This window comes from Photobacterium sp. GB-1 (assembly GCF_003026165.1).
Taxonomy (GTDB): domain Bacteria; phylum Pseudomonadota; class Gammaproteobacteria; order Enterobacterales; family Vibrionaceae; genus Photobacterium.
The window spans coordinates 22,556-38,212 of the sequence record NZ_PYOB01000025.1 but is presented as its reverse complement, the minus strand read 5'-3'; the positions used below and the strand labels follow the sequence as shown (position 1 = coordinate 38,212).

15 protein-coding genes are annotated in these 15,657 nt (G+C 38.8%); 11 read left to right on the top strand and 4 right to left on the bottom strand.

The features are described 5' to 3' along the window. The first annotated feature begins 47 nt into the window (after positions 1-47). Entirely contained in the window at positions 48-1,097 is a 1,050-nt protein-coding gene (locus tag C9J45_RS18200) for an FUSC family protein (RefSeq protein ID WP_107205897.1), read from the top strand. Between the two features lie 118 nt (positions 1,098-1,215). Next, positions 1,216-1,590: a hypothetical protein gene (locus C9J45_RS18195; protein ID WP_107205896.1), complete on the top strand. Its 375-nt coding sequence runs from the start codon at positions 1,216-1,218 to the stop codon at positions 1,588-1,590. A 97-nt stretch (positions 1,591-1,687) separates the two neighbouring features. On the opposite strand, the gene C9J45_RS18190 is transcribed toward C9J45_RS18195, so the two are convergent. Beyond that, positions 1,688-2,572: a putative PEP-binding protein gene (locus C9J45_RS18190; RefSeq protein ID WP_107205895.1), complete on the bottom strand. Its 885-nt coding sequence runs from the start codon at positions 2,570-2,572 to the stop codon at positions 1,688-1,690. 339 nt (positions 2,573-2,911) lie between these two features. Between C9J45_RS18190 and C9J45_RS18185 the strand changes: the two genes are divergently transcribed. From C9J45_RS18185 to C9J45_RS18165, 5 genes are all read left to right on the top strand, one after another. After that, positions 2,912-3,970, top strand: a complete 1,059-nt coding sequence (locus C9J45_RS18185) for a 3-deoxy-7-phosphoheptulonate synthase (RefSeq protein WP_107205894.1) — start codon at positions 2,912-2,914, stop codon at positions 3,968-3,970. 147 nt (positions 3,971-4,117) lie between these two features. Then, positions 4,118-4,600, top strand: a complete 483-nt coding sequence (locus tag C9J45_RS18180; RefSeq protein WP_005367504.1) for a YajQ family cyclic di-GMP-binding protein — start codon at positions 4,118-4,120, stop codon at positions 4,598-4,600. Between the two features lie 593 nt (positions 4,601-5,193). Then, positions 5,194-6,483, top strand: a complete 1,290-nt coding sequence (locus C9J45_RS18175; RefSeq protein WP_107292839.1) for an HAAAP family serine/threonine permease — start codon at positions 5,194-5,196, stop codon at positions 6,481-6,483. A gap of 138 nt (positions 6,484-6,621) precedes the next feature. After that, the gene (locus C9J45_RS18170) at positions 6,622-7,248 is read left to right on the top strand and encodes a DNA-J related domain-containing protein (protein ID WP_107205892.1); all 627 of its coding nucleotides are present in this window, start codon (positions 6,622-6,624) and stop codon (positions 7,246-7,248) included. 114 nt (positions 7,249-7,362) lie between these two features. Further along, on the top strand, positions 7,363-8,115 hold the full coding sequence (locus tag C9J45_RS18165; protein ID WP_107205891.1) for a YdiY family protein: 753 nt from the start codon (positions 7,363-7,365) through the stop codon (positions 8,113-8,115). A gap of 102 nt (positions 8,116-8,217) precedes the next feature. Here C9J45_RS18165 and lpxL read toward each other — a convergent pair whose 3' ends face one another. Continuing rightward, on the bottom strand, positions 8,218-9,150 hold the full coding sequence (gene lpxL, locus C9J45_RS18160; protein WP_107205890.1) for an LpxL/LpxP family Kdo(2)-lipid IV(A) lauroyl/palmitoleoyl acyltransferase: 933 nt from the start codon (positions 9,148-9,150) through the stop codon (positions 8,218-8,220). Between the two features lie 227 nt (positions 9,151-9,377). After that, positions 9,378-10,304, bottom strand: coding sequence for an LpxL/LpxP family Kdo(2)-lipid IV(A) lauroyl/palmitoleoyl acyltransferase (locus C9J45_RS18155; RefSeq protein ID WP_107261550.1), 927 nt, complete (start codon positions 10,302-10,304; stop codon positions 9,378-9,380). 364 nt (positions 10,305-10,668) lie between these two features. Here C9J45_RS18155 and C9J45_RS18150 point away from each other — a divergent pair, with 364 nt between their 5' ends. Together C9J45_RS18150 and C9J45_RS18145 are read left to right on the top strand one after the other, a co-directional pair. After that, positions 10,669-10,962: a helix-turn-helix domain-containing protein gene (locus tag C9J45_RS18150; protein WP_107205888.1), complete on the top strand. Its 294-nt coding sequence runs from the start codon at positions 10,669-10,671 to the stop codon at positions 10,960-10,962. Between the two features lie 79 nt (positions 10,963-11,041). Beyond that, on the top strand, positions 11,042-12,127 hold the full coding sequence (locus tag C9J45_RS18145) for a site-2 protease family protein (RefSeq protein WP_107205887.1): 1,086 nt from the start codon (positions 11,042-11,044) through the stop codon (positions 12,125-12,127). A 79-nt stretch (positions 12,128-12,206) separates the two neighbouring features. Here the strand turns inward: C9J45_RS18145 and C9J45_RS18140 are convergent, their stop codons facing one another. Beyond that, positions 12,207-12,563, bottom strand: coding sequence for a YajD family HNH nuclease (locus C9J45_RS18140; RefSeq protein WP_005367488.1), 357 nt, complete (start codon positions 12,561-12,563; stop codon positions 12,207-12,209). Positions 12,564-13,018: 455 nt separating this feature from the next. On the opposite strand from C9J45_RS18140, the gene C9J45_RS18135 reads away from it, so the two are divergent. Both C9J45_RS18135 and C9J45_RS18130 read left to right on the top strand, forming a co-directional pair. Beyond that, positions 13,019-13,687, top strand: coding sequence for a DUF2760 domain-containing protein (locus C9J45_RS18135; RefSeq protein ID WP_045127347.1), 669 nt, complete (start codon positions 13,019-13,021; stop codon positions 13,685-13,687). Beyond that, entirely contained in the window at positions 13,687-15,522 is a 1,836-nt protein-coding gene (locus C9J45_RS18130; protein WP_107261554.1) for an Hsp70 family protein, read from the top strand. The genes C9J45_RS18135 and C9J45_RS18130 overlap by 1 nt, the downstream gene beginning before the upstream one ends. Positions 15,523-15,657 lie beyond the last annotated feature (135 nt).

Sequence of the window (15,657 nt, the reverse complement as noted above, 5' to 3'; positions counted from 1 at the left end):
TTAATCGCATAATCACAGCAAGTAATTACCTAACTTTATGGCACGCTATGTATCTTCGTTTTAAAAATTTGCTGTTAACGCACGCACAATTTTCTCATGCCCTTCGTGTCACTATGGCTATCGCATTTAGCTTGGTCTTTTATCACTTTATTCCAGTACCTCATTCAATGTGGGGACCAGTCACAGTCGCAGTGGTGTTAATGCAGCCTTATGCAGGCGTGATCAAACAAAAAGGCTTTCAACGTGTAGGTGGAACATTACTCGGCGCCATTTTAGGTTTAGTTACTGTCTTTTTTCCACAAAACCTCGTTGCATTTATTCCTATTTGGATACTAACCTGGTGTTTTTTACTGTCGCTTAAGTCACATGGTAAAAATACATATATCTTTTTCTTAGCCGTAATGACGCTGATCATCGTGGCATATCAAGGTAACAGTGCCCAAGAAGTCTCTGTTGCATTATGGCGAGTCACTAATATCATTATTGGTAGTTTGATCGCGATGTCTTTTTCAATGCTCTTCCCTATTCGCGCTAAATATTCATGGGATATGCTATTTAATCAAAACATGCATGATTTACGTCAGCTTTATCAAGCACATGCATCAGCCCATATACCAAGTATTAAGATCCTAGCGCGGATCAAAAACCAAGTGAATGAACGCCAAATAAAAATGATTAGTTTGCTGGCGAATGTACAAAAAGAAAACCCAAAGTCAACAGGACACTATAAAGCGATTGTAACGATTCAAAGTTCAATGATTAGCTTAATTGAACAACTCATCGAAACCCATTGGAGCTCAGATATCGGTCGCCGTAAGTTATTAGAGCAAACAGGATTGAAAAACTATCAGCAGCAAATTGTGTTGATTTTAAATCAATTAGCCGATGATAAAGATCTTAATATTGAACTGCCGGACATTCATCAACTAAAACAGATGGCATTACAAATATCACAACCAAAAGACTCGATTTTATTGGGCCCTTATGGTTATCTATGGCTAACACGTCAATTGGTTTATCGTTTAGATGAGTTAATTGTGCAATTGAAATTAATTAAGAATACAAAACCTTATCATGATGATACGAATGGTGAATAATCGGTTTTGATAACAATTTTGACACTTGCATTATGTCTAAATAAAGAAATGCCAAACGTTAAACAACAACGTAAACTGACTCAATAATATATTTACAGCTATGTCGGGAGAATCAGCAATGACTCATAAAACGAAAACAATGGAAGTACCTGTAGCCATCGCCGATCGAGTACAGGCTTTAATTGATGCTTTTGAAGCCAAACAAAAGTTTAATGCTAAGCAGAAAGAAATAGTAAACAACTTCCTTGCTATGGATGGTTTGAGTTGTGAAATGGCCGTTTATAGCCTACCTCAAGCAGAATTAATGGATACATTACGCTTTGCTTATGAGCTCTCAGGTACGAACAGTAAATTTGTCACCAGTATTTTGACGCTAACCCGTGAAAACCCGAAAAAAGTTTTATCTGACGCTCAACGCGCTTCGGCAAAAAGCTTGTTATTTAACCTAATCAACGATCCTTCTGTTGTTTCTGCTATGCAAGAAATGGATTAATTCAGCCTATTCTCTTTATAAAATACAAAATATAACGGCATGGTTAAAATTAACCATGCCGTTTTTAATTCTATAGCACTAGCTATTTAGCATTAGCTCAACATATAACGTGAGTGACACCTTGCTCTTGTAACCATGAACTAAAACGTGGTGAGTCTTCAATAAAACGACTGTATACCAAGCACGGCTTATTCGAGTTTCCAACCGAGGTTAATAACATTTTCACTAACAAAAGTAGCGCGTCGTTTTGTGCATCCGACATGTAGTTTAGCGATGTATTCTCAATATCTTGACCAAGAGTAAATTGCGCTAATTGCTCAACATCAACAATAAAACCATCAAAATACTGCAAGAATGTTTCTGCTAATAATGCATTAGAAGGGACACTACACATCATAAAGACTTTTAAATCATCAGCACCGCGACATAATCCTTGCTCAGCCAATAAATCAATCACTGTTGCCGCTTCACTGAACGTACGAACAAACGGTACAACAAGTTCGATATTTTTCGCATCAAGGCGTGCGCGTTTAATCGCTTCACATTCTAGCTCAAACTCTTTTCGGTAATCGGCATGACCTAGTCGAGATGCACCACGTAATCCCATTGCTGGGTTAATTTCGTCTGGCTCTACTTCCGCACCTAATAAATGGCTACGAGAATATGAGTTATCACTGGTTAAACATACTTTTAACGGCGCATCACCTTGTGTGGCTGCCGCTGCAATTAATAACTGGCTAAGTTTGGTTACAAATAACTCAGCGACAGGCGTTTGATTATCGGCTTCTAGCGCATCAAAAATAGCCGCTGTCGTTTCAGTAGAAAGTGATTCAGGCTTTGTAACAGCACAAGGGTGAACACCAATATCATGAGCAATAAGATCATCGAGTGAGACAATCCCCACCTCACCACTTTCAAGTCCAGTTAACTGCACTGATGACGTCAACATTGCAGTTAACGTTAATTCATTTTCAGTTGTCATAAAACACCAATACTTCCTTGTTAATAAGACGAGTATTTAAATAAATCGTCATCTAAACCCTGTGTATTCAAAAATACATTAAACACCATTACTGTATATCGACCTTACTTTGTGTTGAATTATGAGGCAAGAACTAAAGCTAATTACTGATAACTTATTCATATCAATCAAACTTTAAAGTTCGATCTTTTCTTGATTACAAAATCATCATTAGTTTTCAATCGTAGTCATAGGATGGTTAGAAAGCTAAGTGATATCACAAGTTTGGTTTATTAAAATCGATTTTTGGGATATCTTAGCGATGTTATTACAGAGATCCCCAAGGTAGGCAAACATATTATGCCAATGAAAACAGATGAACTTCGCACCGTGAGTTTAGGCTTGATGCCAACTCCTGCTGAAATTGAAGCAACATCACCAATGACTGATGAAATTGCGGCGCATGTAGACCACTCTCGCAAACAGATTGAAGCAATTTTAACGGGTCAAGATTCCCGTTTACTGGTGATTGTTGGGCCATGTTCTATACATGATACCGATGCCGCAGTTGATTATGCGAAACGCCTTGTTGCTGTACAAGAAACATATAAAGACCAATTGTTTATCGTAATGCGTACCTATTTCGAAAAGCCACGCACTGTTGTTGGCTGGAAGGGTTTAGTTACTGATCCACATTTAGATGGCAGTTTAGATTTAGCAACTGGTTTAAAAAAAGCACGCAAACTATTAATTGATATTAACTCGCTAGGCTTACCTACTGCGACTGAATTCCTCGATATGATCACTGGTCAATACCTTGCTGATCTTATCAGTTGGGGAGCCATTGGTGCGCGTACTACCGAATCTCAGATCCACCGTGAAATGGCATCAGCACTGTCGTGTCCAGTTGGCTTTAAAAACGGCACTGACGGTAATACCAAAATTGCGATTGATGCTATTCGCGCCACACGTGAATCTCACCTTTTCTGCTCACCGGCAAAAAATGGACAAATGACAATTTACCGTACTTCCGGTAATCCTTACGGTCATATTATTTTACGTGGCGGTAAAATGCCAAACTACCACGCTGAAGACATCGCAACAGCATGTGAGGCATTAGCCGAGTTTGAATTACCACAGCGATTAATTGTCGATTTTAGTCATGGTAATTGCCAAAAACAGCATAAACGTCAATTAGATGTTGCTGCTGAAATTTGTGAACAATTGAAAAATGGTAGCCATTCAATTGCGGGCATCATGGCAGAAAGCTTTATTGAAGAAGGGAATCAAGCGGTTATTGAAAACAAACTTGATGAGCTTGTTTACGGTAAATCTATTACTGACCCTTGTATTCATTGGAAAGACACGCTTAAGATGCTCGATATGCTAGCGGATGCTGTTAAAACAGCACAACGCTAAAATATCAATAAAAACAATTTGATGATATATAATACCGAGATAGAAAGAGAGGCATAGATTGCTTCTCCTTCATTAATAAACGGTATACTATTCGTGTTAATGTAGATGGGAAATATTCCCTTAGACTTATGATAAGAGGCCATAAACATGCCATCTTTTGATATTGTTTCAGAAGTAGATTCCGTAGAAATCAAGAATGCGGTAGACAACTCAAAGCGTGAATTAGACACGCGTTTCGACTTCCGTAATGTTGAATCAAGCATTGAATTAAATAAAGAAATCGTAAAAATCACATCTGAGTCTGAATTCCAAGTAGACCAAATTGTTGCAATTTTACGTAGTAACCTTGCTAAACGTGGTGTTGATGCTAATGCGCTTGAGCGTAAAGCAGTCACTTTCTCAGGTAAAACTGCGTCTCAAAATATTGAATTTAAGCAAGGCGTAGAAACCACAAACGCGAAGAAATTAGTGAAAGCGATTAAAGACGCTAAACTGAAAGTTCAAGTTTCTATCCAAGGTGAGAAACTGCGCGTAACGGGTAAGAAGCGTGATGATCTACAAGCGACTATGTCACTGGTGCGTGAACAAGAGTTAGGCCAACCATTCCAGTTTGATAATTTCCGCGACTGATTTTATCCAAATAGTTAAAAAAGGAAGGCTCTTTGCCTTCCTTTTTTTAAACTTTTTTTGCATGGATTAAAATAATATTGTAAAAAATATACTCAAGACGCATTATTCAAAAATATAGTTTAAAAGTCATTTTAATCATACAAATTGCATATTTTATCCAATATATACACTCTTATGACATAAAACCCCTACCATTATCACTACATAATAATGTTATTAATATAACGTTAACGCACTTGCATGCTTTTTAAGCAAACGTAAATTTTTTCTCTGCAAAATTTGTTGAACCCAAGTTTTTTCCCCTATAATGCGCGCTCTTCGATAAGGGGACTATTTACAAGGTTATTATAAGAGAGAATCACAGCAGACATTGTTTATAACTTGCTTGATGTAAGTATGGAAACACAAGATCGACAACGGACCCGTCACTGAATATAGAGTATATATCCTATATTTCACCATCAAATCGCACGTTCACTACTTCTTATTTTTTGAAGCTTTATCTGTTGCTCTTCGCGTATGCGACCAAGGAAGATCAGAATAACTCAGCCCTTTGAAAGTTAAACATAATACTTATAAAGGAGATGTCCATTATGGACACCGCACAAAATTTAACGGCGACGACTTCTGCACAAAACAAAAAATTAGGGTGGAGCAAAAGTGATACATTATGGATGCTTGGCCTATACGGTACCGCCGTGGGTGCAGGTACTCTATTTTTACCCATTAATGCGGGTGTTGGCGGTTTAATTCCATTACTTGTAATGGCCGCTCTTGCATTTCCAATGACATTCTTTGCCCACCGTGCGATGACACGTTTTGTGTTATCAAGTTCGAATCCGGGTGCTGATATTACTGAAGTAGTAGAAGAGCACTTTGGTAAGGGCATGGGCAAAGTGATCACATTACTTTATTTCTTTGCTATCTACCCCATTCTATTAGTTTATAGTGTTGCACTAACAAATACAGTTGAAAGCTTTATGCTTAACCAGTTAGGTATAGAGCCACCAGCACGTGCAATTTTAGCGTTAGTATTGATCCTTGGTTTAATGGCAATTGTTCGTTTAGGTGAGCAATTAATTGTTAAGGCTATGAGTATCTTAGTATTCCCATTCGTTGCTGTATTATTAATGTTGGCACTGTTTCTTGTACCGTACTGGAATGACTCTATCTTCCATAACATCATCCCAGCAGATGGTGGCTTAAACTCAGTAATGCTTGCTGTATGGCTAATCTTACCGGTAATGGTTTTTTCGTTTAACCACTCACCTGTTATCTCATCATTTGCTGTCGCTAAGCAAAAAGAATACGGCGAAAACGCAGAGCGTCAAAGTTCACGTATTCTAGCCCGTGCACACATTATGATGGTATTAACCGTAATGTTCTTCGTTTTCAGCTGCGTATTAAGCTTATCACCTGAAAATCTAGCAGAAGCTAAAGCAAATAACGTATCGATTCTAACTTACTTAGCGAACCACTTTGATACACCGATCATTGCTTACGTTGCGCCGATTGTAGCAATTATTGCAATTACTAAGTCTTTCCTTGGCCACTACTTAGGCGCCAGTGAAGGCCTAAATGGTTTAGTGATCAAAGTTACTCGTGATAAGAATAAAGAGATCTCAAAAAAAGCACTAAACCGCTTTACAGCAATCTTTATGCTAGTAACAACATGGGCTGTAGCGACACTAAACCCAAGTATTCTCGGTATGATTGAAAGCTTAGGTGGCCCTATTATTGCGATGTTGCTTTTTATTATGCCAATGTACGCAATCAAAAAAGTACCATCCATGAAGAAATACTCAGGCGCAATCAGCAATGTATTTGTGACGGTTATCGGCCTTGTTTCTATCTCTGCAATCTTCTACTCATTATTTATGTAATGTATAAACAATGAGTTAAAAGGCTAGCTTAGTGCTAGCCTTTTTTATTTTTAACTCTTACCACTCTCAATATTGTTAAAAATTTGCTACATTAATCATAACGTATGCCATTTTTTATGCTTAAATATTGGGAAGCCAATGACTAATCAGCCAATTGATTTTCAACTCGAACACGAGAACCCGCTTATTTGGCCGATCCTGTCCTTACTGCAACACCAACCAAAAAACTGGATGATCCACACCCTTAGCCAAGCATTACGTGAAAAAGAAATGTTAGATACGCTTGATAGTGACAGCAATAAGGATCTCTTCAAACGTAATTTCTTATTAATGAATGCACTCTACCAACTGCAGATTTTATTGTTTCCAAAACAGTGGCTACAAGTTCAAGCAATGGATATTCAATTGCTTAATATTGTTTATCAGACCCATCATATAGAACAAGAAGATCCGCTACGGGAGTATTATTTAGACTGGAAGAACTATCATGCTAATGGCGATGCGATAGAGCAACTACTGAGCTCTTTTTGGCGACGATACCAGCAACATATTAATAACCAGCCAATTAATATTACCACGACATCCATTGATGATGATTTTGATTTATTTTCTTTATCCAATACAGCATCACTAGCGGAAGTCAGAAAACAATGGCGTCGTTTAGCATTACAATGGCACCCTGATCGTGAAAATGGTGATAGTGAGAAATTCAAACTACTTTATAACGCTAACCAACGATTAATTAATTACTTAAAGAATAGATAGCGACACTGATAATCATACGGCTGATATTTCACACATAGCTATCACACAGTTCTGACAGCACATTAACCTTCATCACCTATATTGTCCGCGACATTTATTTTTGGCTGCGAGACAATGAAACGATACTCTATATTGCTACTTTCCCCCCTTTTGTGTCAGATGGCTTTCGCAACAACGTCATCCAATACAGCACAAAGTACCCCAACCCCAGCCTTTGATGGTTCAGCAAAGCTGGGCTTTATCTATTCAAAAACGACCAACACTTCTATGTCGTTAAATTCCGGTACTGATTTTAATTACGATAAAAATAATTGGTCGAATAAATTATCATTAAGCTCTTTTTATACCGATAGCACTAAAGAAGAAGATGGTGTTAATAAATACCAAATAGCACTAAAAAATGAATATGCCATCGGGCCTCATTCTTTTACTTATTTAAGTAATACCTATAACCACGATCAATTTGGCACATACCACAGTGAATATATTGTCTCGACCGGTTTAGGCTACAAATTTTATAACACCAAAACAACAAAACTAACGGTTGGTGGTGGTCCGGGTTATCGTCATAGTCGTCGCCAAAAAAATGATCCCGATTATCCAAATCAAACTGAAAAAAACATGATTGCCAATGTATTCTTGCGTGCAAAAAAACAGTTCACTCCGACTTTTTCTGCTGGGCTTGAAAGTAATATTGACTATGGTCGTTCAAATACAACCTATGATGTAAAAGCCTTTGTAAAGAACCGATTAATTGATCATATTGCACTCATGTTAGATACCCAATATATCTACAATACAGAAGTAGCAAGTGATAAAAGTAACGATGAGATATACAGTACGGTCAGTATTACTTACGACTTTTAATATTTTCCCTGATAGAAAATATTAGGTTAGATATAAAAAAGCCGAAGATAATAACCTTCGGCATTTCTATTCTCTCTTTATATATTCGCTATCTTTGTCTAACTACTTATATAAACATGGTTCACCCTCTGGGCGAGTTTTAAAGCGGTGATGTAACCACATATATTGCGAAGGTGCTGCCAAAATAGAGTGCTCTACCGCTTTATTAATATAAGCCGCAGCGGCATCTGGGTCGTTGTGTGGAAACGCTTCCAAAGGTGGAAATATTTTCAACGTATATTGACCGCTATCAGTATCACGGATCATCGCAAAAGGTAATGGCACCGCATCAGTATTATCAATCAATAAACTGGTACCTGTCGTTGTACACGCTTGCTCTACCGCAAATAAAGGTGCGAATGTGGAATTTCGGCCACGACCATAATCATGATCGGGTGCATACCACAGCATTTCACCCTGTCTTAAATCCTGAAACATGCCTTTTAAATCTTTACGATCACGCATATGTTTATTTGAACGGACACGCCCTTTAAATTGAAAGAAATCAAAACATGGATTGTTATTAGGACGATATACGCCGACACCTGGCGTATGTAAACCAAAAGCACGCGCACCTAATTCAAGGTTCAGTGAATGAACAGCAATTAACAAGATCCCTTTTCCTTGTTCTTGCAGCTTATAAACATGCTCTAAACCTTCAACCTTAACGTGGCGCTCAACCCGTAAGTCAGGCCAAAACCATGCCATACTGGTTTCAAATAACGCTAGGCCAGTATTATCGATATTTTGTTTAATAAGCTTATTACGCTCATTAATATCCATATCTGGAAAGCACAACTCTAAATTACGCTCAATCGTTTTACGTCGGTCACGCATAAAATGCATTACTAAACGTCCAACATTTTGACCTAAGCGAAATTGTATAAAATAAGGCAACCAACTAATTAAATACATCACTGCCATAGATATCAGAACAGGCCAATATCTAGGATGTAAAAAAGATGAAGTAAACGTTGGAGCTGTGAACTTTCTCATAGCGACGATAATCCCGTTACAATGTATGTCTGCTTAGTGAAGTATAAATTTCTAATTATATTGATAGTATTTCTAAGCAGTTAGTAACAGTATTTTATGTTGAGTTGTGGAATAGTTGCAAGCTCAAGTGTGATCATCATCGCAAATAGACAGCTTGCGTTAAGATTTTGAAAAATAAAAAGCCTGCAATATTTGCAGGCTTCAAAGTATTAATCAGATAGCTTAGGTTATTTATACAAGCATTCTTGCCCTTCTGGGCGAGTTTTAAAGCGACGATGTAGCCACATATATTGGCTAGGCGCAGCCATAATTGATTCTTCAACAATTTTATTGATGAAGGCTGCAGCTGCATCAGGATCTTTTTTCGGAAACCCTTCAACCGCTTTACGTAAGGTTAGTGTGTAATGCCCTTTATCGTCTCTTACCATAGTAAAGGGTACGATAACGCAATCAGTATTATCAACTAACAAACTTGTACCTGTTGTTGTACACGCTTGCTCTACTGCAAATAATGGCGCAAATGTTGAACGACGACGACCATAATCATGATCGGGTGCATACCATACTCGCTCACCCGTTTTTAATGCCTGCAACATTGATTTTACGTCTTTACGATCAATCAAAGTACGGTTTGAGCGTGAACGACCTAAATACTGAAAGTAATCAAAACAAGGGTTACTATTAGGACGATAAACCCCCATACCTGACATTTTAATGCCAAACGCACGCGCACCTAATTCAAGATTCATTGAATGCACAGCAACCATTAATGCGCCTTTGCCTTCTTTGGCAAGTTGTTCCATTTGTTCAAGACCCACAATTGTCACATGGCGATTCACGCGTTCATCAGACCAAAACCATGCCATGCCAGTTTCAAACAGGCCCATACCTGTATTATCGATATTTTCTGCAATTAAACGTTGTTTGTCTTCTTCCAGCATCGTAGGAAAACATAGCTCTAAATTACGCTCAATTGTACGGCGACGTTTTTTCATCAATTTAATCGCTAGGCGACCGATGTTTTTACCCATCATTAATTGCCATGAGTACGGAAGACAACTCAGCAGATACATTACGCCAACGAGAATAAGCGTCCCCCAATAACGGGGATGAAGAAGAGATAGGGTAAATTTTGGAGTGTTATTTTTTGTCATATTTATAGCCTTCTGCCTCCTATCGTGCAAAAAGACAACAGAACGCATAATCATGTAGACGGACATAATAAGCGGTTAACAACTAATGAGGTAGTAAAATATTGTAAATAAATTATTTCCCCTAATTCATTTGATATACATCTCAATATTTACTCATAACATCGTACTAAAAGAATCATTATTGTAAGTTGGTTTTATTTAAAAATTCGTTAACCAATTAAAAAATAAATGTTTATTATTTAAAATTAGCTCATAATTAAAGGTATTAGTTCATTTTGTAATAAGTTTAAATTTTTACAAAAATAGAACATAAGTTTATTGACTTATCCCCCAGGATAATTTTTCAACTCAACGGAATCTGTATATGGAATTAAGCAAAACAAAATCGAGTTTTTATCGTCGTCTTTATATCGCTTATTTAATCGAAAATGGCATTAATAATGTCCCTAAAATTATTGCCTTTTCAGGTATGCCTCGCCGTACTGCACAAGATACTATCAAGAGCTTGATTGAACTTGATATTATTTGTCAATTTACCCAAACCAAGGGTGAGCGACATCAAACAGGCCATTACAGCATTGAACAATGGGGAGCGATTAATAAAGACTGGCTTAACCAGAATATTGAACAGATAAAAGTAGCACTAGATTATCCATAACTCGTTACACATTTACGCTATAACATTGTGCTTTTTTCCGTATAATTTTCTCACTCACCTTAGATAGACAGGTAACGCATTGGAACTGCTTCAACTAGATGACTTTTTAGGTAAACCGCTTCGTTTAGAAGGTTCACTTGCAGGCTGGCAACAGTTGTTCTGGGACAACACGCTAGTTTCACAAAAAGATGCTTCAGCATCAGATAATAACAATTTTCATCACCAATTTGCGCTTCAAAATGGCGATGAAACCATTGAATGCCAGCTATCAGGTAATCTTTCATGGCAACCTTTTTTGATCAGTTACCAAGCGCAAGTGAATAACCAAGTTATCGCGCAGGGTGAGCGTAACGAAAAAGACATAGAGCGCCAAACGCCTCATACACCAATTGTTGCTGAAAGAAGATTCAGCATAATTGGTCTAGTCTCGCTCGGTATGAAGGCATTAAAAAGTGCCAAGCTGATCAAAGTGGTATTAGCGTCAGCCAGCCTTGCTGCCTATTCTTGGCTTTTCTCATTTCAGTTTGCTTTAGCACTTATCGCTTGTTTAGTTTTTCATGAATACGGTCACGTCCGTGCCATGAAATATTTTGGTATGAAAACCAAAGGTATTTATCTTGTGCCTTTTCTTGGTGGGCTTGCGCTAAGTGATGAGAAAATAAATACTCGCTGGCAAGATGTGGTTATCTCTATTATGGGACCACTCTTTGGTTTGATCATGTCTTTGATCTGTATGGTTGCCTATTGGATCACAGGCGAGATGTTCTTTGCAGGTCTCGCGGTATTTAATGCTTTACTGAATTTATTCAATCTACTGCCTATTTTACCGTTAGATGGTGGACATGTACTGAAAAGTATCAGCTTTTCTATGAACAGTAAGCTTGGCATTATTCTATGTGCCGGCGCGGCTATTGGTGGTGTCATTCTCAGCTATAAACTAGGATTAACCCTCTTTGGTTTTTTACTTATCATGGGCTGTATTGAAATCGTTTTTGAATGGAAACAGCGCCATCATAGTCATTTGCTTCCACTTGATCGCTATGGACAGATTTTCTCTTTCGTTTGGTATGTCGGCCTTGTTTCCTCGCTAATGGCAATTATTTGGTACTTTGCAAGTATGGGCGATACCTTACTGAGCCTGCCATTACAGATTCTAGGCACCTAATAGATATTTCAAAACGACAGAAACAAAAAAGGGACGAATTATCGTCCCTTTTATCTTTCTAGCTGGCATAAGCAAGTTATTACTTTTTGCCTTTTTCCATCATTGCTTTTAAATCTGCAAATGGGTTGAACGTAGCAGCTTCATGCTCATTTTCACCAGCACGGATAACACTACTTTGACCGTTATCCGCATCAGTATATTTCTCATGCTCATGGTCGTGACAGAATAAACAAAGTAGTTCCCAGTTACTGCCATCTTCTGGATTATTAGTATGATCATGATCTACGTGGTGAACGGTTAATTCACGGAGATTTGAATATACAAATTCACGAGAACAACGACCACATACCCACGGGTAAATTTTTAATGCTTTTTCACGGTAACCCGCTTCTTTACGTGCATAAGCGGCACTGGTGCCGTAGAAATCAGATGACATATCTTGACCTATCTTCTAACACAACAGCCCATACACTTAAGAACTATTATGCTTTAGTACTAATTTTGCTGTATTGAACCACCACCAAAGTGGTTATATCAAGCAATTCTTTTAAGATTAATGACCTTGTTATCGAATTTTAAGCCATATCTTTTTAATACAATCAGTTAGCTTGAAAACGTCACCCTCCATCCCCATTTTAGCTACATGTCAGAACATCGATGTGTCAAATACGCTAAATACACTAGTATTTAACGTAATATATTGATTGCAAATTAGGCTAAGAAACCGTTTGTTCTCGCTTTTAAGCAAAAAAACACGCTCTAGTAGGCATCTTTTGCATACGTCTATGTTAATATTCGACTAATTATTTGAAGCTGATTCACACTTAATATTTAACCGAATCGCCCTTTAACCGCTAAGAGTAAACAAATATGGCTTTTGATTTTTCTAAGATGCACGTTGATTTGTCGGCAGTGCCAACTACTATCGACATGGGTCACGCATGGTTAGGCGCTCTAGTTCTAATTCTATTGGTTATGTACCTGACGAAAAAAGGCAAGCCAGTCGAAGTTGAAAAGATTATCGAAAAAGAAATCGAAGTAGAGAAGATCGTCGAAGTTGAAAAACCGGTTGAGAAAATCGTAGAAAAGATTATCGAAAAACCTGTCGAAAAAATTGTCGAAGTTGAAAAAGTTGTTGAAAAAATCGTTGAGGTTGAAGTTGAACCTAAGCTAAAAACATCGACCCCTGATGCTGCATTACAACTTCTTTCTCTGCTTCAACAAGAAGCGCGCTTTATCGACTTCATGCAAGAAGATCTTAAAGGCTATGCTGACGCCGATATCGGTGCCGCAGCACGTGTTATTCACGAAGGCGGTCATAAAGTATTAAATGAATACTTCAGTTTTGCGCCAGTTCGCACTGAAGAAGAAGAGACACGTATTACTCTGCCACAAGGCTTCAACGCATCTGAAGTTCGCCTAACAGGTAATGTGGTTGGTGAAGCACCATTTAACGGAACTTTGATCCACCGTGGCTGGAAAGTAACAGAAGTTAAATTGCCTAAATTGGCAGAAGGCCACGATGCACATATCATCGCAGCCGCTGAGGTAGAATTATAATGCAAGACACACAACAACACCGTTACAGCGTTGGTATCGATTTAGGTACAACACACTGCGTACTCTCTTATGTTGATCTTCAAGATGAGAACGCTGATGTTACGGTTATGCCCATCCCACAATTAACCAATCCGGGTAATGTGGAAGAAAAGAACCAGCTTCCATCGTTCATGTATCAAGCACATGAATCTGAACTGGCTGAAGGTGATACTGCACTTCCTTGGAATGCAAAACCGAATGCGATTGTGGGGGCAATGGCACGTTCATTAGGCAGTAAGACTCCTATCCGTCTTATCTCTAGTGCTAAAAGCTGGCTATGTCACGGCGGCGTCAACCGTCGTGATGCATTCTTACCATTAAATAGCCCAGAAGAAGTGGTCAAAGTATCACCTCTTGAAGCCACACAACAATATCTTGAGCACATGGCTGATGCATGGAACTTCCAGCATCCTGAAACGCCTATTTTTGATCAAGACGTAACGATTACTGTCCCAGCGTCGTTTGATCCCGCAGCGCGTGATTTAACCGCAGAAGCAGCACGTAATGTTGGCTTTAAGCACCTTACGTTGCTTGAAGAGCCGCAAGCGGCAGTATATAGCTGGATTAAAAACAACGATGAAAGCTGGCGTGATCAAGTGTCTGTTGGCGATATTATCCTTGTGGTTGATATCGGTGGTGGTACAACAGATTTATCGTTAGTCGCTGTCACTGAAGAAGACGGCAACCTTACTCTGAATCGTGTTGCTGTTGGCGATCATATCCTGCTGGGTGGCGACAACATGGACTTAGCTCTGGCTTATCGTTTAAAAATGAAGCTAGCGCAAGAAGGCAAACAGCTACAACCTTGGCAAGTATTAGCGATTACGCATGCATGTCGTGATGCTAAAGAAGCATTACTTAATGATGCTGAATTACAAGCAATGCCAATTGTTGTTCCTAGTCGTGGTTCTAAATTACTTGGCGGCACACTTCAAACTGAACTGACTCAAGAAGAAGTGCAACAGACACTTGTTGAAGGTTTCTTCCCACAAACATCTGTTGAAGAGCACCCAGTTCAAGCTCCACGTGGCGCATTAACCCAAATGGGCTTACCTTACGCACAAGATGCGGCGGTTTCTCGCCATGTGGCAAGTTTCCTTAGCCGTCAAAGCCAAGCAGTTGATGAGCTTTTTGAACAATTTGAACAAATGCACGACGGCTTCATCCGCCCAACTGCAATTTTGTTCAACGGTGGTGTTTTAAAATCAAATCTATTATCTGATCGCCTACTGGGTATCATTAATAGTTGGTTAACTACAGGTGGTTCAGAGCCAGCAAAATTACTTCAAGGTTTAGATCTTGATTTAGCGGTTGCAAGCGGCGCATCCTACTACGGCTCTGTTCGTCAAGGTAAAGGCGTTCGTATCCGTGGCGGTATCGCAAGTAGCTACTATGTCGGCATCGAAAGTGCTATGCCTGCAATCCCAGGTATGGAGCCGCCACTTGAAGCACTATGTGTCGCACCATTTGGTATGGAAGAAGGCTCTCAAGCTAACGTACCAAGCCAAGAATTCGGCTTAATCATTGGCCAACCCGTACAGTTCAAGTTCTTCGGTTCTACAGTACGCCGTGATGATGTTGCTGGTACTCATCTTGATTGGTGGCAACCGGAAGAGATGGAAGAATTACCATCGATTCAAATGACACTGCCAGTATCTGATGGCCGTACCGTAGGTGAAGTGGTTCCTGTTAAGTTAGCATCACGCGTAACAGAATTAGGGACACTTTGTCTTGAAGCGATTTCGACTGATAACGGTCAGAAATGGCAGGTAGAATTCGACGTTCGCGAAAGCTAATATCGAACTAACGGCGCATCTTTTGATGCGCCGTTTATCTATATACATACTCGTGGGTTTATAGTTATAACAATACACAATCATCTACCTTCTGTAGGGCTTTCATTTATTCCCACTTGTCAATTTTTCTATTTT